Origin of the sequence: Nonomuraea sp. NPDC050790 (assembly GCF_044456745.1) — a bacterium.
In the GTDB taxonomy this organism is placed as follows: domain Bacteria; phylum Actinomycetota; class Actinomycetes; order Streptosporangiales; family Streptosporangiaceae; genus Nonomuraea.
In genome coordinates, this window is sequence record NZ_JBITGF010000001.1 from 851,475 (window position 1) to 876,122 (window position 24,648).

General features: G+C 72.2%; 27 protein-coding genes. 11 read left to right on the forward strand and 16 right to left on the reverse strand.

What is annotated here, in order from left to right; translation table 11 throughout:
* Positions 1-28: 28 nt before the first annotated feature.
* Both ACIBEJ_RS03895 and ACIBEJ_RS03900 read right to left on the reverse strand, forming a co-directional pair.
* Positions 29-1,192: a sensor histidine kinase gene (locus ACIBEJ_RS03895; RefSeq protein WP_397181066.1), complete on the reverse strand. Its 1,164-nt coding sequence runs from the start codon at positions 1,190-1,192 to the stop codon at positions 29-31.
* 2 nt (positions 1,193-1,194) lie between these two features.
* On the reverse strand, positions 1,195-1,851 hold the full coding sequence (locus ACIBEJ_RS03900; RefSeq protein ID WP_397181067.1) for a response regulator transcription factor: 657 nt from the start codon (positions 1,849-1,851) through the stop codon (positions 1,195-1,197).
* A gap of 162 nt (positions 1,852-2,013) precedes the next feature.
* On the opposite strand from ACIBEJ_RS03900, the gene ACIBEJ_RS03905 reads away from it, so the two are divergent.
* The 3 genes from ACIBEJ_RS03905 to ACIBEJ_RS03915 are packed head-to-tail and all read left to right on the forward strand — an operon-like array spanning position 2,014 to position 4,810.
* Positions 2,014-2,895, forward strand: a complete 882-nt coding sequence (locus tag ACIBEJ_RS03905) for a hypothetical protein (RefSeq protein WP_397181068.1) — start codon at positions 2,014-2,016, stop codon at positions 2,893-2,895.
* 33 nt (positions 2,896-2,928) lie between these two features.
* Complete coding sequence (locus ACIBEJ_RS03910; protein WP_397181069.1) at positions 2,929-3,837, forward strand: hypothetical protein; 909 nt, start codon at positions 2,929-2,931, stop codon at positions 3,835-3,837.
* 4 nt (positions 3,838-3,841) lie between these two features.
* Entirely contained in the window at positions 3,842-4,810 is a 969-nt protein-coding gene (locus ACIBEJ_RS03915) for a hypothetical protein (RefSeq protein WP_397181070.1), read from the forward strand.
* 8 nt (positions 4,811-4,818) lie between these two features.
* Here the strand turns inward: ACIBEJ_RS03915 and ACIBEJ_RS03920 are convergent, their stop codons facing one another.
* Complete coding sequence (locus ACIBEJ_RS03920; RefSeq protein ID WP_397181071.1) at positions 4,819-5,958, reverse strand: UDP-N-acetylglucosamine--N-acetylmuramyl-(pentapeptide) pyrophosphoryl-undecaprenol N-acetylglucosamine transferase; 1,140 nt, start codon at positions 5,956-5,958, stop codon at positions 4,819-4,821.
* 4 nt (positions 5,959-5,962) lie between these two features.
* Positions 5,963-6,778, reverse strand: a complete 816-nt coding sequence (locus ACIBEJ_RS03925; protein ID WP_397181992.1) for a formylglycine-generating enzyme family protein — start codon at positions 6,776-6,778, stop codon at positions 5,963-5,965.
* A gap of 249 nt (positions 6,779-7,027) precedes the next feature.
* Between ACIBEJ_RS03925 and ACIBEJ_RS03930 the strand changes: the two genes are divergently transcribed.
* The gene (locus tag ACIBEJ_RS03930; RefSeq protein ID WP_397181072.1) at positions 7,028-7,978 is read left to right on the forward strand and encodes a Ppx/GppA family phosphatase; all 951 of its coding nucleotides are present in this window, start codon (positions 7,028-7,030) and stop codon (positions 7,976-7,978) included.
* Between the two features lie 30 nt (positions 7,979-8,008).
* Positions 8,009-8,131: a hypothetical protein gene (locus ACIBEJ_RS03935; protein ID WP_397181073.1), complete on the forward strand. Its 123-nt coding sequence runs from the start codon at positions 8,009-8,011 to the stop codon at positions 8,129-8,131.
* 21 nt (positions 8,132-8,152) lie between these two features.
* Here ACIBEJ_RS03935 and ACIBEJ_RS03940 read toward each other — a convergent pair whose 3' ends face one another.
* Both ACIBEJ_RS03940 and ACIBEJ_RS03945 read right to left on the reverse strand, forming a co-directional pair.
* Entirely contained in the window at positions 8,153-8,575 is a 423-nt protein-coding gene (locus ACIBEJ_RS03940; protein WP_397181074.1) for an ATP-binding protein, read from the reverse strand.
* A gap of 38 nt (positions 8,576-8,613) precedes the next feature.
* The gene (locus ACIBEJ_RS03945; RefSeq protein ID WP_397181075.1) at positions 8,614-9,159 is read right to left on the reverse strand and encodes a TetR/AcrR family transcriptional regulator; all 546 of its coding nucleotides are present in this window, start codon (positions 9,157-9,159) and stop codon (positions 8,614-8,616) included.
* An 89-nt stretch (positions 9,160-9,248) separates the two neighbouring features.
* On the opposite strand from ACIBEJ_RS03945, the gene ACIBEJ_RS03950 reads away from it, so the two are divergent.
* Complete coding sequence (locus tag ACIBEJ_RS03950) at positions 9,249-10,805, forward strand: MDR family MFS transporter (protein WP_397181076.1); 1,557 nt, start codon at positions 9,249-9,251, stop codon at positions 10,803-10,805.
* Here the strand turns inward: ACIBEJ_RS03950 and ACIBEJ_RS03955 are convergent.
* Positions 10,792-11,106: an STAS domain-containing protein gene (locus ACIBEJ_RS03955; RefSeq protein WP_397181077.1), complete on the reverse strand. Its 315-nt coding sequence runs from the start codon at positions 11,104-11,106 to the stop codon at positions 10,792-10,794. The two genes, ACIBEJ_RS03950 and ACIBEJ_RS03955, sit on opposite strands and share 14 nt — an antisense overlap.
* 66 nt (positions 11,107-11,172) lie before the next feature.
* On the opposite strand from ACIBEJ_RS03955, the gene ACIBEJ_RS03960 reads away from it, so the two are divergent.
* Positions 11,173-12,108 (forward strand): GNAT family N-acetyltransferase, encoded by a 936-nt coding sequence (locus tag ACIBEJ_RS03960; RefSeq protein ID WP_397181078.1) that lies wholly within the window; start codon positions 11,173-11,175, stop codon positions 12,106-12,108.
* Positions 12,109-12,165: 57 nt separating this feature from the next.
* Here the strand turns inward: ACIBEJ_RS03960 and ACIBEJ_RS03965 are convergent, their stop codons facing one another.
* Genes ACIBEJ_RS03965 through ACIBEJ_RS03980 form a run of 4 tightly spaced genes read right to left on the reverse strand, consistent with a single transcriptional unit; the run spans position 12,166 to position 16,767 of the window.
* Entirely contained in the window at positions 12,166-13,443 is a 1,278-nt protein-coding gene (locus ACIBEJ_RS03965) for an AAA family ATPase (RefSeq protein ID WP_397181079.1), read from the reverse strand.
* On the reverse strand, positions 13,440-14,867 hold the full coding sequence (locus ACIBEJ_RS03970) for a hypothetical protein (protein WP_397181080.1): 1,428 nt from the start codon (positions 14,865-14,867) through the stop codon (positions 13,440-13,442). Before ACIBEJ_RS03970 ends, ACIBEJ_RS03965 begins: the two co-directional genes overlap by 4 nt.
* Positions 14,864-15,964 (reverse strand): hypothetical protein, encoded by a 1,101-nt coding sequence (locus tag ACIBEJ_RS03975; RefSeq protein ID WP_397181081.1) that lies wholly within the window; start codon positions 15,962-15,964, stop codon positions 14,864-14,866. Before ACIBEJ_RS03975 ends, ACIBEJ_RS03970 begins: the two co-directional genes overlap by 4 nt.
* Complete coding sequence (locus ACIBEJ_RS03980) at positions 15,961-16,767, reverse strand: hypothetical protein (RefSeq protein WP_397181082.1); 807 nt, start codon at positions 16,765-16,767, stop codon at positions 15,961-15,963. The genes ACIBEJ_RS03975 and ACIBEJ_RS03980 overlap by 4 nt, the downstream gene beginning before the upstream one ends.
* 110 nt (positions 16,768-16,877) lie before the next feature.
* On the opposite strand from ACIBEJ_RS03980, the gene ACIBEJ_RS03985 reads away from it, so the two are divergent.
* Positions 16,878-18,584, forward strand: a complete 1,707-nt coding sequence (locus tag ACIBEJ_RS03985; protein ID WP_397181083.1) for a glycoside hydrolase family 3 protein — start codon at positions 16,878-16,880, stop codon at positions 18,582-18,584.
* A 3-nt stretch (positions 18,585-18,587) separates the two neighbouring features.
* Here the strand turns inward: ACIBEJ_RS03985 and ACIBEJ_RS03990 are convergent, their stop codons facing one another.
* Positions 18,588-19,262 carry a class I SAM-dependent methyltransferase gene (locus ACIBEJ_RS03990; RefSeq protein ID WP_397181084.1) on the reverse strand — a complete coding sequence of 225 codons (675 nt, stop codon included), beginning with the start codon at positions 19,260-19,262 and terminating at the stop codon, positions 18,588-18,590.
* Positions 19,263-19,342: 80 nt separating this feature from the next.
* Here ACIBEJ_RS03990 and ACIBEJ_RS03995 point away from each other — a divergent pair, with 80 nt between their 5' ends.
* The gene (locus ACIBEJ_RS03995) at positions 19,343-19,762 is read left to right on the forward strand and encodes a hypothetical protein (protein ID WP_397181085.1); all 420 of its coding nucleotides are present in this window, start codon (positions 19,343-19,345) and stop codon (positions 19,760-19,762) included.
* Positions 19,759-20,382 (forward strand): TetR/AcrR family transcriptional regulator, encoded by a 624-nt coding sequence (locus ACIBEJ_RS04000; protein WP_397181086.1) that lies wholly within the window; start codon positions 19,759-19,761, stop codon positions 20,380-20,382. The genes ACIBEJ_RS03995 and ACIBEJ_RS04000 overlap by 4 nt, the downstream gene beginning before the upstream one ends.
* Here ACIBEJ_RS04000 and ACIBEJ_RS04005 read toward each other — a convergent pair.
* From ACIBEJ_RS04005 to ACIBEJ_RS04020, 4 genes are read right to left on the reverse strand one after another with little or no spacing between them, the layout of a single operon-like run.
* Positions 20,336-21,157 carry an ABC transporter permease gene (locus ACIBEJ_RS04005; RefSeq protein WP_397181087.1) on the reverse strand — a complete coding sequence of 274 codons (822 nt, stop codon included), beginning with the start codon at positions 21,155-21,157 and terminating at the stop codon, positions 20,336-20,338. The genes ACIBEJ_RS04000 and ACIBEJ_RS04005 overlap by 47 nt on opposite strands.
* Positions 21,154-21,873: an ABC transporter ATP-binding protein gene (locus ACIBEJ_RS04010; RefSeq protein WP_397181088.1), complete on the reverse strand. Its 720-nt coding sequence runs from the start codon at positions 21,871-21,873 to the stop codon at positions 21,154-21,156. The genes ACIBEJ_RS04005 and ACIBEJ_RS04010 overlap by 4 nt, the downstream gene beginning before the upstream one ends.
* A gap of 42 nt (positions 21,874-21,915) precedes the next feature.
* Entirely contained in the window at positions 21,916-23,007 is a 1,092-nt protein-coding gene (locus tag ACIBEJ_RS04015) for a phosphotransferase family protein (protein WP_397181089.1), read from the reverse strand.
* Positions 23,004-24,185, reverse strand: a complete 1,182-nt coding sequence (locus ACIBEJ_RS04020; protein ID WP_397181090.1) for an acyl-CoA dehydrogenase family protein — start codon at positions 24,183-24,185, stop codon at positions 23,004-23,006. Before ACIBEJ_RS04020 ends, ACIBEJ_RS04015 begins: the two co-directional genes overlap by 4 nt.
* A gap of 80 nt (positions 24,186-24,265) precedes the next feature.
* On the opposite strand from ACIBEJ_RS04020, the gene ACIBEJ_RS04025 reads away from it, so the two are divergent.
* Positions 24,266-24,598, forward strand: coding sequence for a DUF6285 domain-containing protein (locus ACIBEJ_RS04025; RefSeq protein WP_397181091.1), 333 nt, complete (start codon positions 24,266-24,268; stop codon positions 24,596-24,598).
* Positions 24,599-24,648 lie beyond the last annotated feature (50 nt).

Genomic DNA, 24,648 nt, shown 5'->3' on the forward strand with positions numbered 1-24,648 from the left:
GTGGGGTCAGGATATCGGTCATCCGAAACTAGGGCGCGTCGTCCCTGGGCAGCTCGACGGTGATCGTCAGCCCGCCCTCCTCCCGGGGCCGCGCGGTCACCGTGCCCCCGTGGGCCTCGGCGATCACGCGCACGATCGACAACCCCAGCCCGCTGCCCCGGTCGGAGCGCAGCCGATCCCCGTGCAGCCGGCGGAACGGCTCGAAGATGGACTCCAGCTCGTACGGGGGTACCGGCAGACCCGTGTTCGCCACCACCAGCTCGACCTGCGACGACCGCTCCCGCGTCGTCACCCAGACCTCGCCGCCCTGGTGGTTGTGGCGGACCGCGTTCTCGACGAGGTTCTGCACGAGCCGCTCCACCAGCACCGCCTCGCCGCTGGTGGGCGCGGCGTCCAGCAGCCGGTGGATGCTCACCTCCGCCTTGGCGGCCTCGGCGGCCACCTGGTCGAGCACGTGCTCGGCCACGTCCATGAGGTCGAACGGCCGCCGGTCCAGCAAAGCCCGCTCGCCCTCGGCCAGCGCGAGCAGCCCGTCGATGAGCCGTTCGTGCCGGGTGTTGACCAGCAGCAGCGACTCGCCGAGCCGTTTGACGTCCTCGGTGGCGTCGGGACGGCGCACGGCCACGTCGACCAGGGTTCTGTTGATGGTCAGCGGGGTGCGCAGCTCGTGGGAGGCGTTGGCGACGAAGCGCCGCTGGCCGTCGAAGGAGCGCGCCAGGCGGCCCACCATGGTGTCGAACGTCCCGGCCAGCTCGGCCACCTCGTCACGCGGGCCCTCGTAGCCGATGCGCTCGGTGAAGTCGTGGCTCTGGGCCACCCTGCGGGCGGTCTCGGTCACCCGCGTCACCGGGCCCATCGCCCATGAGGCCGCCCGCCCGCCGGCCAGGAAGGCCAGGCCGGTCCCGACCGCCAGGCCGGTCAGGCCGATCAGGCGCAGGTTGGCCAGCGTGTCGCGGCGGTAGACCTCGTGGACCTGTATGGCCCGCGCGCGGGCGATCTCGTAGGGGGTGGAGAAACGGCCGAACTCGCCGGGGCCGTACTCGGAGGGCACGTTGACCGAGATGCGGGTCGGCGTCATCAGGCCGGTGCGGTAGGCGAGGCTCTGCTGCACGACGAGGTAGACCGTGACCAGCACGACCGTGCCCAGCAGGAGGAAGACCGCGGCGCAGGCCACGGAGATACGCAGGCGCATGTTCACGGGATGCGGTACCCCGATCCCGGCACGGTCTCGATGACCTGCGGCTCGCCGAGCTTCCTGCGCAGCTTCATCATCGTGGTGCGCACGGTGTTGGTGAACGGGTCGATGTGCTCGTCCCACACCTTCTCCAGCAGATCCTCGGCCGACACGACCGCGCCCCTGGCCCGCAGCAGCTCGGCCAGTACGCCGAACTCCTTACGCGCCAGCGGCACGTACCTGCCCTCGCGGAAGACCTGGCGGTGCGCCCACTCCAGCCGCACCCCCGCCCGCTCCAGCATGGGCGGGTCGGCGGGCCGGGCCCGGCGGCCGAGGGCGTGCACCCGCGCCACCAGTTCCTCGAACGCGAACGGCTTCGGCAGGTAGTCGTCGGCGCCCAGGGACAGGCCCGCCACCCGCGCCCGGATATCGCCGGAGGCCGTCAGCATGAGCACGCGCACCAGCGCGCCGTCGGCGACGACCCGCCTGCACACCTCGTCCCCGTGGACCAGCGGCAGGTCGCGGTCGAGGACGAGGACGTCGTAGGCGTTCACCGACAGCCGCTCCAGCGCCGACTCCCCGTCGTAGGCGACGTCCACGGCCAGCGCCTCGGCGCGCAGCCCCTCCGCGATCGAGTCGGCGAGCATGCGCTCGTCCTCGGCGATCAGCACTCGCACTCTTCCCCCTGATGATCTTAAACACCCGTAAGTCTGGTGATTGTCACATAACCTCCGCATAACCAGCCGGGCTTCGAAATGTCTGCCACTGGCCCGGAAATCGCCGTAGTATCCGGGCAAACCAGCATTTGGGGGCGCCAGTTGCCGGGACAGCCTGTGAGCGTGGTCATCGACCCAGCGGTCTCCGCCGAGACGGCCGGTATCCTGCGTGCGAACGCCCACCTGCTGTCCAAGATCCGCTTAGGCTGGCGGCCCGAGCCCGTGGCCAAGGAGCACGCGCGCAGGAACCCCTCCAGCCTGGTGCTCCTGCTGGCCACCCCGCCCATGATCGCGCTGGTGACCGTGCTGATGGAGTCGCGCGTGGCCCCGGCGGGCTTCGTGGTTCTCGGCGCCTTCGTGGTGCTGGTGCTGGTCAGGATGGCCGCCTTCAACGAGTCTCCGCCGGAGAGCAGGATCCACGAGCGCGTCGTCTACGAACGCGCCCGCTGGCACGAGGGCCGCTACCTGCTGCCCGAGGACTTCGACACCGAGGCGCAGGCGATCCTGGGCCGCGCCCAGGAGGCCATCGGGACCGTCCTGCGCTCCCACGTCAACGCCGAGGGCCTGCTCGACGACGTGCGCAACGCCATCATGCTACCCGCCCAGGAATGGGAGATCGCCCGCCTGCTGGCCAAGCTCTCCTCGCTGCGCACCGAGCACCGCGCGCTGCTCGGGCGCGGGGTCACGGCGGAGGTAGCCGAGGCGGTCGCGCCGCTGGAGCGCGCCCTCGACAGCAGCGAGGCCGCCGTCCTGGCGCGCGTGGAGGCCCTGGAGGGGTACGCGCGCCACGTGGCCGAGGCCGAGGCCGCCTACCACGCCCGCGGCCAGATCGAGGAACTGCGTGCCAGGCTGCCCCGTTACGAGGAACTGCTGGCCGAGTCGGGGGCGGACGCGCTGGCCGTACCCGAGATAGAACGGCTCGCCGAGGACGCGGGCCACCTCGAGCAGGCGTTGCGGCGGAGCGTGACATCCGCACACGAGGCGTTTCGCCATCTCGAAGGCTGACATTAGGACAGAACGTTACATAGGATCATTTACGTGCCCGGGCGTCAGGCGAAAGTGGTTGTCGATCCGACCGTTCCCGACCAGGCGGCGGAGCTGTTACGACAGCACCGCAAGCTTCTCGTGCGCATGCGCGGCGGCTGGGTCCCGCCGCACAAACGGCGCAGCATGGCCGCGCGCATCACCTACAAGATCATCCTGATCGCCATGGCGTCGTCGGCGACCGTGGCGGCGCTGGCCTTCTTCCGCGCCGCCCACTACACGACGTTCGCGTTCATCATGACCGGCGTCTCCTTCCTCATCCTGGCCTCCCTGCTCAAGCCCAATCCCGACGCCGAGGTGGAGAAGCAGCTCGACACCGAGCTCGACGTCTACGAGTGCGCCCGCCGCTATGGCGGCCGTTTCGTGCTGCGCGAGGACCTCGACGAGGCGGCGCGGGCGCTCATGCTGCGCGCGCACGCCGCCATCGACGCCGTCACCGAGTCGCGGGTCAACGTCGAGGGCCTGCTGGACGGCGCGCGCAACGCGGTCATGCTGCCCGCGCAGGAGTGGGAGATCGCCCGGTTGCTGGCCAAGCTGTCGGAGCTGCGCTCGGAACACCGCGAGGTCATGGCCGAGGGCGTCACCCCCGAGGTGCTCGCGGTCTCGGAACCGCTGGCCAAGGCGCTGCGCAGCAGCGAGCGGGCGGTGATCGACCGCGTCGAGGCGCTGGAACGCTACGCCGGGCACGTGCGCGACGCCGAGCGCGCCTTCCGCGCCCGCAGCCAGATCGAACGGCTGACCGCCAAGCTGCCCCGCTACGAGGAACTGCTGGCCGAGTCGGGCGCCGACGGGCACGCGGTCCCCGAGCTGACCGAGCTGGCCGACGACGCGGGCCGGCTGGAACAGGCCCTGCGCGACAGCGTCAGCTCGGCACACGAGGCGTTTCGTCACCTGGAAAGATGATCCGATGGCCGATGTCATCGTAGCTCCGGACGTGCCGGACCATGACGCCAACCTGTTACGCCGCCACGGGCCGCTGCTGGCCAGGATCCGCCGCGGATGGACGCCCCCGCCACGGGCCGCGGCGGGGCCCGGTTCCGATTGGCGGACACATCTCAGCCTGGGGGCGGCCCTGGCGCTCGTGCTGGCCGTCACAATCATCCACTCCGGCTTCGACGGCTTCGGGTTCGCGCTCGCCGTCACCGCCGTGATCATTCTGGTGACCGGGATCGTCCGCCGCGACCTCACCCCCGTGGAAGACGAGCGGGAGAGCGGGCAGCGGGAGCTGTTCGAGCAGGCCCGCTGGTACGAGGGCCGCTACGTCCTGGTCGCGGAGCTCGACGAGTCCTCCCAGCGGCTGCTGCGCAGGGCCGGTCAGGCGATCCAGGCCGTGCTCTGCTCCCGGGTCAACGCCGAGGGCCTGCTCGACGACGTGCGCAACGCGGTCATGCTCCCGGCCGAGGAGTGGGAGATCGCCCGGCTGCTGGCCAAGCTCTCCGCCCTGCGCGCCGAGCACCGCAGGACCGTCTCCACGGGGCTCACGCCCGAGGTCGAGGCGGTCGCCGCGCCGCTGGCCAAGGCGCTCGACAGCAGCGAGGCGGCCGTCGTGGCGCGGGTGGAGGCGCTGGAGCGGTACGCCAGGCATGTCGCCGAGGCCGAGCGGGCCTTCCGCTCCCACGGCCAGATCGAGGAGCTGCGGGGGCGGCTGCACCAGTACGAGGAACTGGTGGCCGAGTCGGGGGCGGACGGCTTCGCCGTACCGGAGCTCGATCGGCTGGCGGCCGACGCGGACAGCCTGGAGCAGGCGCTGAGGCGGAGCGTGCGCTCCGCCCACGAGGCCTTCCGCCACCTCGACCCGCGGGCCGAGCGGAAACTCGGCCCGCAGGCCGACCGGAGGCTCGGCACCGCCCGCGACCCGGACGAGCGGGACGGCTGATCCCGCGCTCAGCCCCTGCCGGCGCCCGCGGCGGCCTGCAGCAGCACGTCGGCCAGCGCGTCGGCGGCGTCCACCCGCCCCAGCTTGCGCGCCGCCTCCGCCATCGCCGCCCGCAGCGCCGGGTCGGCCAGCATCGGCATCAGCTCGGCCAGCAGCATGTCGGCGGTCGGCCGCGGCTCAAGCAGCGCGCGGGCGGCCCCGGAGGAGGCCAGGTAGGAGGCGTTCTTGCGCTGCTCGTCGCCCCCGGTCGGGATGAGCGGGACGAGCACCGCGGGCTTGCCCACGGCGGTCAGCTCGGAGACCGTCCCCGCGCCGCTGCGCGCCACGACCACGTCGGCGGCGGCGAACAGGTCGGGCAGCTCCGCGCCGACGTACGGCACGGGGTGGTAGCGGTCGGCCAGCTCGGGCGGCAGCGGCACGGCCCGCATCTGCTCGATCCACGCCGGGCCGCACTGGTGCACGATCTGCGCGTGCCGCAGCAGCACCGGCAGGCTCTCCGCGATCAGCGTGTTGATCTGCTTGCTGCCCTGGGCGCCGCCGGTGACGTAGATGAGCGGGACCTCGAAGGTCAGCCCGAAGTGGTCGTAGGCGGCGGCGCGGTCGCCGCGCAGCAGCTCGGGGCGGACCGGGTTGCCGGTCACGACCGCCTTGGAGCGGGTGGAGGCGGGCAGGTAGTCCAGCGACGACTCGTGCGAGAGCGCGATCCGGGTGGCGAGCCTGGACAGGATGCGGTTGGCGAGGCCGACCACGGTCGTCTGCTCGTGCATGACCAGCGGGCGGCGGATCAGCTTGGCCGCCACCCCGATCGGCACCGCGACGTAGCCGCCGGTCGACAGCACCACGTCGGGCAGGTATCTGGCGGCGTGCCCGACCGCCTGCGCGACGCCCACGGGGATGCGGAAGACGTCGGCGATGTTGGTGCCCAGCTCGCGCAGGTTGGGACGGCGGCGCAGCTTGCCCGTCGTGATCGCCTTGAACGGGATCCCGTGCTCGGCGGTGATCCTGGCCTCCAGGCCGTTGGCGGTGCCCACCCAGAGCACGTCGTGCGGCAACCGCCGCCGTTGCACCGCGCCCAGGGTGGTGAGGGCCGGGTACGTGTGACCGCCGGTGCCGCCACCGGTGATCAGGAGTCGCAGGGTTCGTGCCATGCGATCAGAGTATTGCCGCACAGCGGAAACCGGTGTGCCCCGTTGAGGAGTCCGGCGTGTTCATGGTGCGCGCGGCGACCCGGTAGCGGTTGCAGTAGGAGTCGTGGCACATGTACGAACCCCCGCGAATGACCTTAGCGGTGCCCGCCTCCGGACCTGTGGGATTTTCCGCGAGATCCTGCCATGAGGTGCCCCACCAGTCGGCCGTCCACTCCCACACGTTGCCCGAGACGTTGTAGAGCCCGTAACCGTTCGGCTGGAAGGTTTTCACCGGCACGGTGCCTTTGCTCCGCGCGCTCGGGAAGGGGCCCTCCCAGATGTTGCACCGGCGGCGCCCCTTGGGGGAGAGCTCGTCCCCCCACGGGTACTTCGCCCGCTCCAGCCCGCCGCGGGCGGCCTTCTCCCATTCGGCCTCGGTCGGCAGCCGCTTGCCGGCCCAGGTGGCGTAGGCGTTGGCGTCGTTCCACGACACGTGGACGACGGGATGGTTCTGCCGGTCGCCGACGGTCGAGCCCGGACCCTCCGGCGTGCGCCAGGCGGCACCCTCGACCCCGGCCCACCAGGGCGCCTGCGGCACCGAGGCGTCCATGATCCCGCCGGTGGCGAAGGGACGGAACACGAACGACCATCCGATGACCTCGGCCTCGGTGACGTACCCGGTCTCCTTCACGAACGTCGCGAACTGCGCGTTGGTCACGCACACCGGGTCGATGAGGAACGCCTCCACCCGCACCTCGCGCACGGGCCCCTCGCCGTCCTCCGGCCGCCCGTCCGCGTCGTCCCCGCCCATCAGGAACGGCCCGCCGGGGACCCGCACCATCCCGCGCGGCGCCTGCCGCCTGGGCGTCACCTCGATCTGGTACGGCACCGCCTCAGCATCCCTGCTGGGCCCGCAGCACGACTCCACCTCTACCCCTTCGCCCGTCCCGGTTTCCTAGGCAGGGTAGCCCCAGATTCCCCCGGGGGAGCCGGGGCGGGAGAGCAGGGCGAGACGATCACGCGGTCATCGATCCGATCACTTCCGCCTCCGCTTCGCCGTAAGGCCGCGTGGACCGGTAGCGTTCCAGCCATGCGACTCGGCGTTCTGGACATCGGCTCCAATACCGTCCATCTCCTCGTCGTGGACGCCCACCGCGGCGCGCGTCCCATCCCCGCCTACTCCCACAAGGAAGAGCTGCGCCTGTCGGAGCACCTGACCAAGGGCGACATGCTCTCGGCCAAGGGCGTCGAACGGCTCGGCGCCTTCGTCGAAGAAGCCCTGCAGATCGCCGAGGACAAGGGGGTGGAGGACTTCCTGGCCTTCGCCACCTCCGCCGTGCGCGACGCCGCCAACGGCGAGCAGGTGCTCGCCGAGATCGACGCGCGCTGCGGCGTCAACATCCAGATGCTCAACGGCCAGGACGAGGCCCGGCTCACCTTCCTCGCGGTGCGCCGCTGGTTCGGCTGGTCGTCGGGCCGCCTGCTCGCCTTCGACATCGGCGGCGGCTCGCTGGAGCTGGCCGGGGGCGTGGACGAGGAGCCCGACGTGGCGGTCTCGCTGCCGCTGGGCGCCGGGCGGCTGACCCGCGACTGGTTCACCGGCGACCCGCCGCCCCCCGCCGAGGTCCGCAAGCTCCGCAGGCACGTACGCGCCGAGATCGCCCGCACGGTCGGCGACATCGTCCGCTACGGCCAGCCCGACCGGGCGGTGGCCACTAGCAAGACGTTCAAGCAACTGGCCAGGATCGCCGGCGGCGCCCCCTCCGGCGACGGCCCCTACGTGTCACGCTCCCTGACCAGGGAGGCGCTGGCCGACTGGGCGGTCAAGCTGACCACCATGGATTCCGCCGCCCGCCGCCAGCTCCCCGGCGTCTCGGAGGGCCGGGCGGCGCAGCTCGCGGCGGGCGCCATCGTGGCCGACGCCACGATGGACCTGTTCGAGGTGGATCGCCTGGAGGTCTGCCCGTGGGCGCTGCGTGAGGGGGTCATCCTGCGCCGCCTGGACCTGCTCCCCAGCCGCGCCGTACGCACAAACGCATAAAGCGCTCTATACCGGGCATGTCATGGTGCCATGTTGACGATGCTCGGCATGGCCGCCTCCCTGACGATCACCCTCCTCCTGTGCTACCTGGCCGTTCTGGCCATCTCCGCGGTCACCCTCGTCGTGCTCGGCGTCATGGCCAGGCTGGGCTGACCCGGACCTTCTTCGGAAAGGTCACAGGGACAGCCCGGCCGCCCCGGCCTCGAAGCGCAGCCGCTTCTCCAGCGACACGACCGCGCCGTTCTCCTGCCGGTTGGTGAAACGCACGTCGTCGGCCAGAGCGCGCATGATGAGCAGCCCCCGTCCGCTCTCCGCGCTCTCCAAGGGCTCGCGGACCCGGTTGGGGTCGAAGCCTCCGCCGGTGTCCACGACCTTGATCACACACAGGTCGTCGTGGACGCCGGCGGTCACGGTGTACTCGTCGCTTGGCGCGGCGTGCCGTACGACGTTGGTGCACGCCTCGCTCAGCATGAGCTCGATGTCATCCCTGATCTGCGGCACGACGCCGAGAGATCGGAGCGTTCCGTCGAACATCTGGCGGATGAGCGGCACGCTCGCAGCGTCTCTGGGCAGTCTCAGCGCGATGGTCGCCTCCATGGCCGCACCATGCCCGGAACACCAGTGGTTATGCGTCCCTATGGTTCCAGGAGGCTGATCGCCACCTCCAGCGTGGCCTTCCTGCGCTCCTCGGGACTGGCGTCCACGTCCTGGGTCAGCCACAGGCCCGCGTGCAGGCTGAACATCGCCAGCGTGCGCCTGAGCCTGGTGGTCAGCGGGTCGCCGGGCTCGACGAGCTCGGCCACCACCTCCAGCATCTTCTCGCGCATCCGCAGGATCTTCGGGTGGTCGCGCAGCGCGGTCTGGTTGCGTTCGAGGAAGCGGGCGAGCTCGGCCTGGCGCGGCCGGTCGAGGCGCTCGGCGTAGCGGATGATCAGCTCGCGCCGCGTCTCGGGCGTGCGCGGCTGGCTCCGCAGCCAGTCCAGCAGCTCCTCGATCTCGGCCACCCGGTCGTCGGCGAGGCTCGCGACGATGTCGTCCTTCGTCTTGAAGTGGTAGTAGAGCGCGGCCTTGGTGACGCCGAGCTCCTCGGCGATCTCCCGCAGGGAGGTCGCCTCGTACCCCTGCTCGGTGAAGAGCCTGAGGGCGATCTGCTGGATCCGCGATCGGGTGTCTTCCCGCAATGTGCACCTATTTCGAAGGATTACTGACGTAGTTTAGTCTAAGCTTGCCGGTCGGCAAGTAAGTAAGATCCAAAACTGGGGGTGTAACCGTGGAAAGACGGCGCGAAGTCATGGTCGTCCTCCCTGGCCTGATGCTCGCGATGGTCCTGGCGATGCTCGACAACATGATCGTGGGTACGGCGATGCCGCGCATCGTCGGCGAACTGGGCGGCGTCACCCACCTGTCCTGGGTCGTCACCGCCTACGTGCTGGGCACCACCGTCTCCACCCCGATCTGGGGCAAGATCGGCGACCTGTACGGCCGCAAGACCATCTTCATGATCTCCATCGTCATCTTCATGATCGGCTCGGTGCTCTGCGGCATGGCCGGATCGGAGCTGCTCGGCGGCCCCGAGGGCGGCATGATGGAGCTCATCGCCTTCCGCGCGATCCAGGGCCTGGGCGCCGGCGGCCTCATGGTCAACGTGATGGCCATCATCGGCGACCTCGTCCCGCCGCGCGAGCGCGGCCACTACCAGGGCATCACCGCGGGCGTCATGTCGCTGGCGATGATCGCCGGACCGCTCGTCGGCGGCTTCATCACCGACCACCTCGACTGGCGCTGGGCCTTCTACGTGAACCTGCCCGTCGGCGGCCTCGCCCTGGCCTGGCTCGCGGTCAAGCTCAAGCTGCCCAAGCACGTCAACCAGGTGCGCATCGACTGGCTGGGCGCGATCCTGCTGTCGATCAGCATCACCGCGATGGTGCTCATCACCGCCTGGGGCGGCGGCCAGTACGCCTGGAACTCCCCGCAGATCCTCGGCCTGGCCGCGCTGGCCGTCGTGACGCTGGCCGCGTTCATCCCGATCGAGCGCCGCGCCGCCGAGCCGATCATGCCGCTGCAGCTCTTCCGCAACCGCAACTTCACCCTGATCTCGATCATCGGCTTCCTGCTGGGCTTCGCGATGTTCGGCGCGATCAACTTCCTGCCGCTCTACCAGCAGACCGTCCAGGGCGCCTCGGCCACCAACTCCGGCCTGCTCCTGCTGCCGATGATGGGCGCCGCGATGGTCATCTCGATCTTCGTGGGCAAGGCCATCACCTCCACCGGCAAGTACAAGATCTACCCGATCATCGGCGGCGTCGGCATGGCGCTCGGCATGTGGCTGCTCTCGCTCATGGGCGTGAGCACCCCGGAGTGGCACACCGCCCTGTTCATCGGGGTGCTCGGCGCCGGCATGGGCTTCCTCATGCAGACCACGATGCTCATCGCCCAGAACAGCGTCGAGCAGCGCGACCTCGGCGTCGCCTCCAGCACCTCGACGTTCTTCCGCTCCATCGGCGGCTCGTTCGGCGTCTCGCTGTTCGGCGCGATCTTCAACAACCACCTGCTGTCCGGCCTGACCGAACGCCTCGGGCCCGAGGAGGCCGCGCGCCTGGCCGGGGGCGGCGGCCGGATGGACCCGGGCACGTTGGCCGCGATGGGGCAGGGTCAGCGTGCCGGCCTGCTGGAGTCGCTGGCCGGCGCCACCTCGACCATCTTCTGGTGGGCCATCCCGATCGCGGTCGTGGTGCCGGTGCTGGCGTTGTTCATCAAGGAGATCCCGCTGCGCGGCGGCGCGCCGGAGCCCGCGGCCGAGCCCGAGCAGTCGCTCAAGGGAGCCTGAACAACTGGTCGAGCGCGGTCACCTTGAGCAGCCGGCGCAGGTGCGGGCTGGCCGCGACCAGCCGCAGGGCCGCGCCCTCCGCCTCGGCCTGCTGGTGGAGGCGGACGAGCGCGGCCAGGCCGGAGGAGTCGATGAAGGAGATCCCGGCCAGGTCAAGGTCGAGCCGGCGATAGCCGGGATCGAAGACCAGCCCGGAGAGTTTTGCCGCAGTGTCGAAGGCGAGGTCGCCGGTCAGCGAGAGCCTGACGGTGCCCGGGACAGGGGTGGCGACCTCGACGCGCAGCGGGGTCTTGTCGAGCACGTGACCAGCCTACGACGGCGAGAAAATCGGAGGCGGATAACCCGCTAGATCGGGACAATCTCCAACATGAACACCCATCGGATCCGGCGCCCGCAGGTCGAGGACGCCGCCGCCATCCACGACCTCGTCTCCGCCTGCGACCTGGCGGTGCTCGGCCACGTCGACACCACGCTGGAGGACATCGCCGACGAGCTGGCCGAACCCGAATTCGACCGCGACAGGGACGGCTGGCTGGCGGTGGACTCCGGCGGACGCGCGGTCGGGTGGGCATGGGCCTGCCGCAAGGGCGACAGCGACAACGTCGACGTCGAGGTCCTGGTACGCCCCGGCACCGAAGGACTGTCGGCGGGCCTGTGGGCCCTGGTGCTCGGCCGGGCCAGGGAGATCGCCGCCGAGCTCGGCCACGACGGCGCCACCGTCGACATCGGCGTCTACCGCGCCGACGAGGCCAAGCGGGAGGAGGCCCGCGCGAAGGGCCTGCGCCCGGCCACCAGCTTCCACCGCATGCGCATCGACTTCACCACCCCGCCCGCGGCCCCCGATCCGCTGCCCGGCCTCACCCTCCACACCGGCGAGGACGAGGAGGTACGCCGCCAAGCCCACCTCGTCCACCAGGAGGGCTTCGCCGACCACTTCGGCTTCGTCAAGATCGGCTACGACGCCTGGTACGAGCGGCGCACGGCCCAGAGCGTCAACGACTGGTCGCAGCTCATCCTGGCCAGGATCGACGGCGAGCCCGCCGCCATGCTCCAGGCCAACAACGCCTTCGTCCCCGACGAGGACTGCGGCTACGTCGGCACCCTCGCCACCCTGCCCGCCTACCGTGGCCGCGGCCTGGGACGCCACCTGCTGCTCCAGGCGTTCGCCGCCGACGCCGCCCGCGGCAGGAAGGGCACGATCCTGCACGTCGACTCCAACAACACCACCCCGGCCCTCGGCCTCTACACCTCGGCCGGCATGCGCCCGGTCCTGGTCATCGACGTCTGGCGCGGCCGCGTCTGAAACCCGCCCCGACCTGGCGAGCCGGGGTCCGGACCCCGGCCAGGCCCGACGCCACGGCTACGCGCGGATCCGGTGGGCGGCCAGGTGCTCCAGCACCGACTGGTTGGCCTCCCACCCGTCGGGGAACTTCACCGGCACGCCCAGTTGTACCGGCTCGGCCGACGGATGGGCGTCCAGCAGCTCCGCGATGCCCGCCCGCGCCACCACCACGCACGCGTGCCGATGCCGTGAGGCCAGCACGCACAGCCGTCCCGACTCCAGGTGGAAGGCGGTCGCGTCGCGCCGCCCCGACAGCGGGTGCAGCACGATCGTCACGTCGTACTCGCGGCCCTGCAGCCGGTTGGCGGTGTCCACGGTGATCTCCGCCGGCAGCCCCGCGTTCCTGATCGCCGCCACCTGGTCGCGGTGGGCCGCGCCGACCGCGATGCGCTCGGCCGTCACCGGCCGCTCGCCCTGCTCCGAGCCCGCCACCGCGCCTCGCTGCAGCAGCCGAGCCGCCAGCATCGCCACCGCCTGAACGGCCTCGCCGTCGGTGCGGACCGTGTGCCGGTTGGGCAGCTCCAGCAGCGACCACCCCGAGCGCGCCGCCTCCTCCAGCGCCCGGTCGTGCACGGTCCCGAGCCCGCCGGTGCTCAGCTCCAGCCGCCGCTCACCCGGCCCGGTGCCGGAGGTGAAGCCCGTGAACGGGTAGAAGGCCCGCGACACGACCGGCGCCGCCGAGGCCGGCAGCCGCCACGAGACCGGCAGCCGGTGCACCGGCAGGTCGCCGTTGTGGCGCAGCAGCACCGACACCGCGCTCTGCAGCGGATCCCACGACAGCCCCGACCAGCGGTCGGCCTCCACGATCGAGAACGGGTCGAGCTGGCCCGGATCGCCCACGAACAGCGCCCGCTCGAACAGCCCGGCGATGCGCAGCAGCTTGTCCGAGCGCATCTGGTACGCCTCGTCCACGATCGCCCACGGCCAGGTGCGCCCGGAGATCCACGCCCACTTGTCGGAGGTGGCCAGCACGATGTCCGGGTCGCCCAGGTCCTGGATGCGGGTGCCGACAGTGACCCCGGGCAGGTCGAGCAGCCGGCGCGGCGCCACGTACCCGCTGGCCGACAGCCGTCCCACGGTCAGCCGGGGGTGCTTGTCGCTGATGCGGGCGACCAGGTCGTCGACCTGCTCGTTGGTCTGGGCGACGATCATCAGCGGCTCGCCGGTGGCGGCCAGGTGGGCGGCGGCCCGCACCACGAGCGTCGACTTTCCCGCACCGGGCGGGGAGTCGACCACGACGCCGCGGTGCTTGGGCAGGTCGGCCAGGACGTTCTGGATGACCTCCTCGGGGCTCACTCCCACGCCTCCCTGGCGTCGTCATCGTTGGGCACGTACTCCATCGGGGGGCCGCCGTGCGTCCACGGGGTCGCCTCGGGCTCTGGCAGCGTCGCGGCGCCCTGGAAGTCGTCGGTCAGCGTGGTGTAGCAGACCCGCTCGCCGATCTCGGGGACCGCGCCGGGGGCGGGGGTCTTGCCCCTGCCCATGCCCTTGGTGATCTTCAGGGTGACCAGGCCGCCCTCGGCCGCGACCAGCTCGGCGCCCTGGCCCCTGCGCTGCGGGGTGCCCAGGGTGCTGCCGGGCGGCAGCCGTACCTGGTCGTCGGTCTTGACCACCACGAGCGGGCGCAGCTTGCGCGAGCGGCCCTCGCCCTCGAAGTTGTCCGGCTCGGTCTGCACCACCTCGCCGGCGAACGCCTCGCCGGACAGCCGGTGGTCGGCCATGATCAGCGGGTCGTCGTAGGCGCGCTGGACGTCGTAGGAGGCCTGGGCGCGCTCCATGCGCGACAGGCGGGAGGCGGCGGCGACCGCGCCGTCGCGGCGGGCCTGTGGCGGGCCGCCGTCGGCGATCTGGCCGGCGAAGCCGCTGAACGAGCCGCGGTCCAGCTCCCAGCGCTGCGCCACGCTCGCGCCCTCGGGCAGCTCGCGCAGCAGGTCGTGGGCCCGCCACATCAGCCGCCAGGTGGGTTCGAGCTGGGTGCGCAGGGCCTCGGTGATGCGCTCGGCCGAGCCGTCCTCGATGGCGGGCGCGAGCACCTCGGAGTCGAACCCGGGGTCGGTGGCGGGCCCGGCGGGCGGCCAGACGAGCGGGTCCTCGGACTCGTCGGAGGGCCGGCCCTCGACCCACGCCGTCAGCGCGGCCAGGTTCGCGTCCTCCAGCGCGCTCTGCCCGCTGGCCCAGTGCCTGCCCAGCTCCTCGGTCGCGGCCAGCGTCAGCGACGAGCCCGGGTAGGCGGCGCGCTCGGCCAGGTAGGTCAGCCAGCGGCCCAGCAGCGGCACGCCCTCCGGCACCGGGTAGGGGCCGTCGGTGCGGCGAAAGCGGGTCGAACGGCCCAGCAGCGCCGTGAACGCCACGCCCGCGCGGTTGGGCAGCAGCAACTGCGGCGCGTCGAGCGCGCGCTCGTAGGGGTCGGCGTTCTTGCGCTCGACGGTCTCGGTGTCGGCCAGGAAGCTCTCCAGGTACGGCAGCAGCAGCCCGGCCAGCTCCGCGGTGAAGGCGAAGCGCAGGTCCCTGTTGCGCGGCTGGGTCACCACGAGCAGGTGGGGCGCCTGCCGGTCGGCGCCGAGCATCGCGGCCAGCGGCGCGGCGGCCTCGCCCGACAGCTTCAGCGGGATGAACACCATCGGCCGCTGCGCCAGGTGGCAGTGCCGTACCGTCGCGATCGGCTGCGCCCGCCCCTCCTGCAGGGCGCGCAGCTTGGCCAGGGACGTCAGGAGACTCATGCGAGGCAGTCCTGGCGCAACCGCTCGGCGCCGCGCAGCAGGCGGGCGATCTCCTCCTGCCCCTCGCGCGGGGCCCGGGTGCCGTCGGCCAGGCCGAGCGCCTCCTCCACGCTCGCCACCCCGCCCAGCTCGTCGCGGACGTTGCGGCCGAGCAGGTCGGAGGCGCCCTCCTGGCGGGCCTCGTCCCGGCAGAAGAAGCACAGGTCGCAGGTGGACAGGCAGTCGGGGGCGTAGCGGGCGGAGACCGTGCGCAGCGCGTCGGCGAGGTCGGCGGCGCGGCGCAGCGGCAGGCCGTCCTCGCCGGGCTCCAGGTCGAAGGTGAGCTCCTGCGGCAGTTCCGCGAGGAGCCGGTCGAGCGTGGTCATCCTGGTGAGCTGCCTGCGCAGCACCGCGAGCTGCCTGCGCACGTCCACCAGCGTCGCGACGGGGCGGTTGGCGAAGTTCTCCGGGCAGACCAGGACCACGTCGTGGGCCACGGTCAGCGGGTCGTGGCCGAGGTCCGCCAGCATCGTGCGCAGCGCCAGCACGTACACGGCCGCCTGCCGCGCCGCCGCCGCGACCGCGGCGGGGTCGGCCTGGCCGTCCACGATCGCGAACGACTTGATCTCCACGATGTGGAAGCGGCCCGCAAGCTGGAAGGCGACCACGTCCGGCTCCAGGTAGGCGGTGTTCCCGGCGATGTCGAGGCTCAGCAGCGGGTGGTCGTAGAGCGTGCCCGCGTCGTGCTCCCCCCTGGCCGCCCGGTCGAACAGCGCGCGGGTGTGGGCGTGGCGCAGGTGCGCGCCCACGTTCTCCACGTCGTGGTAGGCCACCTCGGCGATCGGCAGCTCCAGCAGCTCGCGCAGCATCCGCAGCAGCTCGGCGCAGCCGTCGGACTTCACCAGCGCCTCGAACTGGTTGCCGCGGGTGATCGCGAACGGCGACTGCCCGAACGGCGCGGGGAAGCCCAGATGCCGCGCGGCGGCGTCCTTGTCCACCCCCGCGCCGTCCATGAGCGCCCGGCGCGCGCAACCCGGGTTCGCGGCCAGCGCCGCGATCGCCCGTGCGTCGTGCGGTTTCGGCGGTGTCGTCCCGCGCAGCGCGTCGATCCGTCTCACGCCGTGATCCCTTCCTTGCCGAGGGCGCCGACGTCGGCGGCGCTCAGGAGCGCGGCGCCGAACAGCCGCGCGGGGTCGTCCAGTTGCTCGCGCGCGCGGGCCGCCAGCTCCGCCCGGTCGCGCGTGTCCCGATCCAGGTGTACGGCCAGCTCCGCCAGCGCCATCTCCGCCACGCGGCAGGGGTCGACGTCCTTGCCCAGCTCGACCAGCTCGCCGCCGGGGATGTTGCGCCCCATCCTGGCCACCAGGCGCAGCGCCTCCGGTGAGGGGCCCGCGCTGCGGGTGACCCGCTCGGCCACCGCCGCCGCGCAGGTCAGGAAGTCGACCCTCGGGCTGAGCGGCCCGACCACCCGGCGTTCCAGTGGCCAGGTGCTCAGCGTGAGCAGGCCGCGGGCGGGGGAGAGGCGGTCGGTCAGGGCGGCGCACAGGTAGTACGGCCGGCCGTACGGGCTGGAGCGGAAGGAACGTTCCTCGTCGCGGCGGATGCTGGTGAGCTGGGCCGAGCGCAGCCCGCCCGCGAAGAACGCCTCGCTGACGGCCACGATCAGCCGGGGCTGGGCGGGCGCGGCGAGCGCGTCGAGTGCCTGGTGGACCCGCTCGCGCACGGTGGTGGCGCCGGGTCGTCTACCGCCGCCGGGGGTCTGGACGGGGGCGCTGACCAGGGAGTCCCAGGTGCGTTCCGCGGCGCGCAGGTCGGCGCGCAGGGCCCGGGCGGTGACCGTGTCGCGGGCGCGCATGGCGCGGCGCACGCCGGCGCGGAGTTCGTCGATGCGCCTCTCCAGCTCGTCCAGCCGGTCACTCATGGCGCGAGGGTAGCAGGAGTTCCAGTATTTCCCAGTAATTTCACCGCGCGGCGGCGTGGCGCGTGGCGCGAACCTCTGGTAGAGAGGCTGATGATACGTATAATCACGCCATGAACTACAAGGACCCCTCACTCCCCACCGCGGCCCGGGTCGACGACCTCGTGGCCAGGATGACCCTCCAGGAGAAGGCGGGGCTGCTGTTCCACACCATCTCCTGGTTCGCGCCGCCGCCGGGGGCCGAGACCGCCGAGAGCATGATCGACGGCAAGCACATGAACCACTTCAACGTGCTCGGCGGCGGCTCCCCGCGCGCGATGGCCGAGTGGCACAACGCGCTGCAGGAGCGGGCCGCGGCGACCCGGCTGGGCATCCCGGTGACGTTCTCGACCGACCCGCGCCACTCCTTCTCCAGCAACCCGGGCACCTCGATGATGGCCGGGGCGTTCTCGCAGTGGCCGGAGCCGCCGGGGCTGGCGGCGATCGGCTCGGCGGAACTGGTCCGGACATTCGCTGACATGGCACGGCAGGAGTACCTGGCCGTCGGCATCCGCGTCGCCCTCCACCCCCAGATCGACCTGGTCACCGAACCCCGCTGGTCACGCGCCAACGGCACCTTCGGCCAGGACGCCGAGCTCACCTCCCGCCTCGTGCGCGCCTACATCCTCGGCTTCCAGGGCGAGCGCCTCGGCCCCGGCGGCGTCGCCTGCATGACCAAGCACTTCCCCGGCGGCGGGCCGCAGAAGGACGGCGAGGACCCCCACTTCGCCCACGGCCGCGAGCAGGTCTACCCCGGCGGCCTCTTCGAGCACCACCTCGGGCCCTTCGAGGCCGCCATCGACGCCGGAACCTCGCAGATCATGCCCTACTACGGCATGCCGGTCGGCACCGAGCACGAGGAGGTCGGCTTCGGCTTCAACGAGGGCGTCATCACCGGCCTGCTGCGCGAACGTCACGGCTTCGACGGCATCGTCTGCACCGACTGGGGCCTGATCACCGACTCCGTCATCATGGGCCAGGAGATGCCCGCCCGCGCCTGGGGCGTCGAGCACCTCACGCCCGCGGAGCGGATGCTGAAGGCGGTCGAGGCGGGCGTGGACCAGTTCGGCGGCGAGGCGTGCCCCGAGCTCCTGGTCGAACTGGTCGAGGCGGGGCGGATCGGCGCCGGGCGGCTGGACGACTCGGTGCGGCGGGTGCTGCGGGAGAAGTTCACGCTCGGGCTGTTCGACGCGCCCTTCGTGGACCCGGACCTGGCCGAGGAGATCGTCGGGCGGGCCGACTTCGCGCGGGCCGGGTTCGCCGCGCAGACGGCCTCGCTCACGCTGCTGAAGAACGGCCCGCTGCCGCTGGCCGAGGGCGTGCGGCTGTACGCCGAGGGCGTGGACCCCGAGGTGGCCGCCGGCTACGCCAAGGTCGTGGACACGCCGGAGGAGGCCGACGTTGCCGTGGTGCGGCTGGCCGCGCCGTACGAGGACAGGCCCGGCGCCTTCGAGGCGTTCTTCCACTCCGGCAGCCTCGCCTTCCCCGCGGCCGAGATCGAGCGGATCGCCCGCCTGCAGCGCACCGTGCCCACTGTCGTGGACGTCTACCTGGAGCGGCCCGCGGTCTTCCCCGAGATCGCCGAGGGGGCCGCCGCCGTGGTCGCCGACTACGGGGCGAGCGACCGGGCGCTGCTGGACGTGCTGTTCGGGCGGGCCGAGCCGAAGGGGCGGCTGCCGTACGAGCTGCCGCGCTCGATGGCGGCGGTCGAGGCGAGCCCGTCCGACGTGCCGGGCACCGGCGACCCGCTCTACCCCTTCCGGCACGGCCTGTCCTACTGAGGCTCACTCCCGCACGGCCAGCACCCAGGTGCGGTCATCGGTCAGGAACCGGTCCAGGCGCAGCCCGGCGGCCTCCAGCTCGGCCCGGAGCTCGTCGTCGGTGAGCCGCCGCGACCAGAACGACTGGGTCCAGACCCGCTCGCCCTGGGTGTAGCGCATCGTGGAGGCGATCACCCCGGGCCGCACCGGCTCCACGGCCGCGGTGGTGATGCTGAGGTTGCCCGTCGTGCGTCCCCGGCCGACCTCCCACGCGTCGTGCTGCTCGGCCGGGGTCCACTGGACGAGGACGACGCCGCCGGGCCGCAGGTGCCGCGCGCAGGCGGCCAGCAGCTCGCGGCGCGCCTGGTCATCGGCGGTGTTGACCAGGTGCGAGGCCAGCAGCACCGCGTCGAACACACGCTCCAGCCGCAGCTCCTGCGCCCGCGCCCGCACGGTCCGCGCGCCGCGGACGTGGGCGAGCATGTCCGCGGACTCGTCCACGGCGACGACGTCGTAGCCGAGCGCGAGCAGGGGATGGGTGAGCCGGCCGACGCCCGACCCGATCTCGAGGATGGACGAGCCCGGCGCGAGCGCGGCGCTGACGATCTCGGGCTCGCCGTTCGGCTCGATCAGGAGATAGAACTCAACAGGGGAGCCGTCAGGTGTGATCGAACCAGGACCAGTGCCACTGTTAGTCATGTATCCACGCTAAAGCCTGTACTCCCGGCGGTCTGTCGCAAGATCGAGACATTGTCCGGGTTCCACGGGAGCATGGAGACGTGGGACGTCATGTGGCCGCCGCCCTGGTGGGCCTGCTCGCGCTGCCCGCCGTCTACTACCTCACCGAGGCCGGCGCGCGGGCCCTGCGCGCCGGCTACACCGGCTTCGGGCCGAGCCCCGCCGGGTTCGGCTACCTGAGCGCCGTGGCCGCGCTGGGCGGGCTGCTGACCGGATGGCAGCGGCTGTCCCCGCTGGCCGCGGTGGTCTGCGGGCTGCCGCTCGTCGCCCTCGGCGCCCTTTTCGCCACGCGGCTCGACCTCGCGCTGCAGGTGGCGGCGGGGCTGCCCCGCTGGGGCGCGCCGCCGGGCGAGCCACCCGGCACCCTGGCCGGGGTCACCGGCCTCTACACGGTCGTCGGCGCGCTGCTCACGACGTCGGCGGTGTTACGCGGCCGGGAACGATCTATCCTTGCCGGGTGAGGGGACGCAGCCCGGACCGCCGCAGGGCGCTGCTCGACGCCGCCGACCGGGTGATCGAGCGGGACGGGCACGAGGTCTCCATGGCCGCCATCGCCGCGGAGGCGGGCATCACCAAGCCCATCCTCTACCGCCACTTCGGCGACAAGAGCGGCCTCTACCAGGCGCTGGCCGACCGCCACGTGCGCACCGTCATCGCCCAGCTCCGGCCGCGCTTCACCGAGGGCGGCGGCGACCTGCGCTCGCGCGCCCGCGCCGCGATCGCCGTCTACCTCGACCTGATCGGCGCCAACGACAACCTCTACCGCTTCCTGTTCCACCGGGCCAGCGCCGAGGACAGCAGGATCCGCAGCCACATGACCTCGCTGGTCAGAGGTCTCGGCGAGGAGCTGGCCCAGGTGCTGGTGGCCGAGGGCGTCACCCCCGACCCGGTACGCGCCCAGGTGCTCGGCCACGCCTTCATCGGCATGGTCCAGACGACCGCCGACTGGTGGCTGGACCACCCCGGCGTCGACCCCGCGCAGGTCGTGGACGGCCTGGCCGAGGTGATCGTCGCCACGCTGGCCACGACCCCGCTCAGTCCCCGAACCGCGACAGCCTCCCGTGGGCCCGCGCGTACCTGAGCGCCCACGCGAACAGTCCCAGCGCCAGCCCGAGGCAGACCACGTCGAGCCCCGCCGCCCACAGCAGCCGATCCCACGGCAGCGGCCCGCCGGCCATCACCGTCCGCATGCCCTCGAAGACGTGCGAGGCGGGCAGGAACCACGCCACCGTCTGCAGCGGCGCGGGCAGCACCGCGATCGGATAGAAGATCCCGGCCAGCGGCTGCACCACGAACACCAGCGACCAGGCGATCACCTGCGCGTTCTCCCCGAACCTGAGCACCGCGGCGATCCCCACCAGCCCGAGCGACCAGCCGAGCACCAGCAGCAGCCCCATGAACGGCGCCAGCCCCGCCCCGAACGCGCCCACCCCGAACCCGTAGAGCGCGAACGCCAGCCCGGCCATCACCGAGACGGCGAAGACCACCTTGCCCAGCGAGAACACCACCAGCCCCGCCAGGTACTCCACGCTCGACAGCGGCGAGACCTGCACGTTCAGCAGGTTGCGCGACCAGATGTCCTCCAGGAACGCGATGGAGATCTCGTTGCTGGCCTTCTGCAGCACCTGCCACAGCAGCACCCCGCCCAGCAGGAACGCCACCACGAACGGCACCCGCTGCGTGCGCAGGAACAGCGTCACGAAGCCCCAGAGCATCAGCTCCACCGTGGGCCAGAACAGGATCTCGAACATCCTGATCGGGCTGCGCCGCAGCGCCGCGAAGTCCCGCCGCACCACCCCGATGATCCGGGTACGGCGGGCCGCCCAGCCGAGCGGCGGGAGGGAGAGCGTCGTCATCCGCGTGCCACCTTCAGGAAGACCTCTTCGAGGTCGGCCGCACCGTAGGCGCCGGCCAGCTCGGCGGCGCTGCCGGCGGCCACGATCCTGCCGCCGGCCATGAAGTGGATCCGGTCGCACATGCGCTCCACCTCGCGCATGTTGTGGGAGGTGATGAGCATGGCGGTGCCGTACGTTCTGGACAGGTCGCCGAGCAGGCCCCTGATGCGGTCGCCCGCGTCGGGGTCGAGGTTGGCGGTCGGCTCGTCGAGCACGAGCAGCCGCGGCGCGTTCAGCAGCGCCTTGGCGAGCTGCACCCGGGTGCGCTGGCCGGAGGACAGCGCCATCAGCGGGCGCCTGGCCAGCGGGCCCAGCTCGAACAGCTCGATCATCTCCGCCACCCGCGCGCCGGGCCTGCGCAGGGCGTAGAGGCGGGCGAAGGCGTCCAGGACCTCCGTCACGAGCAGCACGCCGGGCAGGTCGACGTAGCTCGCGGCGAAGTTGACCTGGCTGAGCACCTCGGTGCGGTGGCGGGCCAGGTCCTTCCCGAACAGCCTGACGCTGCCCGCGTCTGGGGTGATCAGCCCGAGCAGCATGTGCAGGGTGGTGGACTTGCCCGCGCCGTTGAGCCCCAGCAGCGCCGCCACCTCGCCCGGCGCGACGGTCAGGCTCAGGTCGTGGACCGCGGTGACGGGGCCGAACCGCTTGGCGAGGTGTGCTGCCTCGAGAATGGCCACCCGGCAAGCGTGCGGTGCCGTCCTGGCGTCCGCAACGCATTTTCAGCCGATCAGCTGGAGCAGGTCCCATTCGTTCTCGCACACGCGCCGGCCGATCGCGGCCAGCTCCACCGACCGCGCGCCGCCGGCCAGGTGCCGCATCGTCTGCATGACGCAGATGACGCCCCACTTCAGCACCCCGAACGTCTCCCACCAGCGCAGCGCCTCCCGGTCCACCGCGTGGCCCGAGGCCCGCTCGTAGGCGGCGACCAGGTCGTCGTAGGCGCCGAAGCCGCCGACCGGGGGCTTCTCCCCGAACCGCCACGCCTTCACGCACAGCCACCCGAGGTCCTCGACCGGGTCTCCGGCGTGGGCCAGCTCCCAGTCGAGGACGGCGCGCACGCCCTCGGGGCCCACGATCAGGTTCCCGTTGCGGAAGTCGCCGTGCACCACCGTCCGCCGCGAGCCGTTGGGGCGGGTCGCCGCCAGCCTGCGGAAGGCCAGCTCGAACACCGGATGCGGCTGCCCGGTCAGATCCAGCACGTCCCGCCAGCGCGCCAGCGAGTCCCCGTCCTCCTGGGCGGGCAGGGCGTCGAGCGGCATCCGGTGCACCGCCGCCAGGGCCCGGCCGCACTGCGCGGCCAGCAGCGGCCGGGCCCGCGCGTAGGCGTCGTCGCGCAGGATCCTGCGCGGGATCGTCTCTCCCTCGACGCGCGCCATGAGGATGTAGGACTCGCCCGCGGCGACGATCTCCGGCACCGGCACACCGGCCTCGCCCGCGGCACGCATCAGCACCGCCTCACCCTCCAGCGAACCGCCCAGAAAGCCGCCGCTCCGCGCGGAACCACCGCTCCGCGGGGAACCGTCGCTCTGCGCCGAACCGCCATTCTGGAGTGAGTCGCCATTCTGGGGTGAGCCGCCGGATTGGGGTGAGTCGCCAGTCTGCGGAGAAGCGCCGGTCTGCGAAGACATGCCGGGGGAGTCCAGGCGCAGGATCAGGGCGCGGGGGCCGGCCGGGGTGTCCACCTCCAGGGACCAGGTCTCGCGGGAGGCGCCGCCGGGCAGCCGGGCGCCGGAGCGCACCGCCGCCCCCGGGCCCAGCGCGTCCCGCACGATGGCCGCCACCCGGGCCCGCCCTTCCTCGCGCTCGCTCATCGCAGGCCGAACTCCCACGAGCCGCCGCTCGCGTACGCGCCCAGGACCCTCCGCCCCACCGAGTCGATGTGCACCTCGTCGGGCCCGTCGTAGATGCGTCCGGCCCTGGCGTGGCGGTACATCCGGTCCAGGGGCGTGTCCGGGGTCAGGCCGGCGGCGCCGTACACCTGGATGGCGCGGTCGATCACGTTGTGCAGCATGCGCGCTCCCACCACCTTGATCGCCCCGATCTCGACGCGCGCGTCGGAACCGGCGTCCACCGCCTGCGCCGCGTGCAGCGTGAGCAGCCGCGCCGACTGGATCTCGGTGTAGGAGTCGAAGACGTGCTGGCGCATGAGCTGCTTCTTGGCCAGCGGCTCGCCGAAGGCCGTGCGCTCGTGCAGGCGGCGGCACATCAGGTCGAAGGCCCGCTGCGCCTGCCCGAGCCAGCGCATGCAGTGGAAGATCCGGCCGGGCCCGAGCCGCTTCTGGGCGATGACGAAGCCGTGGCCGCGCTCGCCGAGGAGGTTGGCGGCGGGGACGCGGACGTCGTCGTAGCGCACCTCGCAGTGGGCGCCGCCGAGGCCGAGCACCGGCGTTTCGCGGACGATCGTGTAGCCGGGCGTGTCGGTCGGCACCAGGATCATGGAGAAGGCCAGATGGGGCGGGGCGTCCTGCTCGGTGCGGCACATCACGGTGGTGTAGGCGGCCCGGGAGGCGCCGGTGGTGAACCACTTGTGCCCGTTGACGACCCATTCGCCGCCGTCGAGCACGGCGGCGGTCCGGATCTGGGTGGGGTCGCTGCTGGAGACGTCCGGCTCGGTCATCGCGAAGCTCGGCCAGATGTCGCCGCGCACGAGCGGCTCCAGGTAGCGCTCACGCTGGCCGGGCGAGGCATGCTCGTGCAGCATCAGGGAGTCCTGCAGCGTGAACGTACCGAGGGCGAGCTGGCCGAACTCGCTGCGTCCCTGCACCTCGTTGACGTAGACGTAGTCGAGGAACGGCAGGCCGCCCCCGCCCAGCTCGCGCGGGTGGCCGAGTGCCCACAGGCCCTCCTTCTTGGCCTCCTCCTGCAGCTCGCGCAGGGTGCCCGCGTCGCCCTCGCACAGGGCGGGCTCGGCGGGTTCCACCCGCTCGGTCATGAAGGCGTGGACGGCGTCGCGAACCGGCCGGACGCTGTCGGGTACGGCGAAGCTCATGAAAGGATCACACCGTCTATCCGTTGCCCGGTCAACGGATAAGCGGTCACTTTCCCACATCCCGGTGGAGAGGAGGCGCCATGGCGGCGCCGCACGACGTGCCCGACGCGGCCCAGCTTGTCGCGGCGGTCAGGCAGTTCCTGGAGGCCGACGTGCTGCCGGCGGTCGAGGGCCGGGTCCGCTTCCACACGCGGGTGGCGATCAACGTGCTCGGCATGGTGGAGCGGGAGATCGAGCTCGGCCCCGCCCAGGCCGCCGAGCACGCGGAACGGCTGGCCGGGCTGGGCGTGGGCGACGACGCGGAGCTGGCCGCCAGGATCAGGGAGGGCCGGGCCGACGACCCGGAGCTGCTCGCCGCCCTCACCGCGGCCGTGCGCGCCAAGCTCGACGTGGCCAACCCCGGCTACACGTGAGCCGGGCGCGGTACCGGCGGGAGGTTCAGGCGGGCGGGCATGGTGTGGGC

Excerpts from the sequence above, each read along its gene's own strand:
- ACIBEJ_RS03915 (WP_397181070.1), top strand. The coding sequence starts at position 3,842 with ATGGCCGATGTCATCGTAGCTCCGGACGTGCCGGACCATGACGCCAAC.
- ACIBEJ_RS03920 (WP_397181071.1), bottom strand. The coding sequence starts at position 5,958 with ATGGCACGAACCCTGCGACTCCTGATCACCGGTGGCGGCACCGGCGGT.
- ACIBEJ_RS03960 (WP_397181078.1), top strand. The coding sequence starts at position 11,173 with ATGAACACCCATCGGATCCGGCGCCCGCAGGTCGAGGACGCCGCCGCC.
- ACIBEJ_RS03980 (WP_397181082.1), bottom strand. The coding sequence starts at position 16,767 with ATGAGTGACCGGCTGGACGAGCTGGAGAGGCGCATCGACGAACTCCGC.
- ACIBEJ_RS04005 (WP_397181087.1), bottom strand. The coding sequence starts at position 21,157 with ATGACGACGCTCTCCCTCCCGCCGCTCGGCTGGGCGGCCCGCCGTACC.
- ACIBEJ_RS03985 (WP_397181083.1), top strand. The coding sequence starts at position 16,878 with ATGAACTACAAGGACCCCTCACTCCCCACCGCGGCCCGGGTCGACGAC.
- ACIBEJ_RS03990 (WP_397181084.1), bottom strand. The coding sequence starts at position 19,262 with ATGACTAACAGTGGCACTGGTCCTGGTTCGATCACACCTGACGGCTCC.
- ACIBEJ_RS03935 (WP_397181073.1), top strand. The coding sequence starts at position 8,009 with ATGTTGACGATGCTCGGCATGGCCGCCTCCCTGACGATCACCCTCCTC.
- ACIBEJ_RS03930 (WP_397181072.1), top strand. The coding sequence starts at position 7,028 with ATGCGACTCGGCGTTCTGGACATCGGCTCCAATACCGTCCATCTCCTC.
- ACIBEJ_RS04025 (WP_397181091.1), top strand. The coding sequence starts at position 24,266 with ATGGCGGCGCCGCACGACGTGCCCGACGCGGCCCAGCTTGTCGCGGCG.
- ACIBEJ_RS04015 (WP_397181089.1), bottom strand. The coding sequence starts at position 23,007 with ATGAGCGAGCGCGAGGAAGGGCGGGCCCGGGTGGCGGCCATCGTGCGG.
- ACIBEJ_RS03895 (WP_397181066.1), bottom strand. The coding sequence starts at position 1,192 with ATGCGCCTGCGTATCTCCGTGGCCTGCGCCGCGGTCTTCCTCCTGCTG.
- ACIBEJ_RS04020 (WP_397181090.1), bottom strand. The coding sequence starts at position 24,185 with ATGAGCTTCGCCGTACCCGACAGCGTCCGGCCGGTTCGCGACGCCGTC.
- ACIBEJ_RS03925 (WP_397181992.1), bottom strand. The coding sequence starts at position 6,778 with ATGGTGCGGGTCCCCGGCGGGCCGTTCCTGATGGGCGGGGACGACGCG.
- ACIBEJ_RS03940 (WP_397181074.1), bottom strand. The coding sequence starts at position 8,575 with ATGGAGGCGACCATCGCGCTGAGACTGCCCAGAGACGCTGCGAGCGTG.
- ACIBEJ_RS03970 (WP_397181080.1), bottom strand. The coding sequence starts at position 14,867 with ATGAGTCTCCTGACGTCCCTGGCCAAGCTGCGCGCCCTGCAGGAGGGG.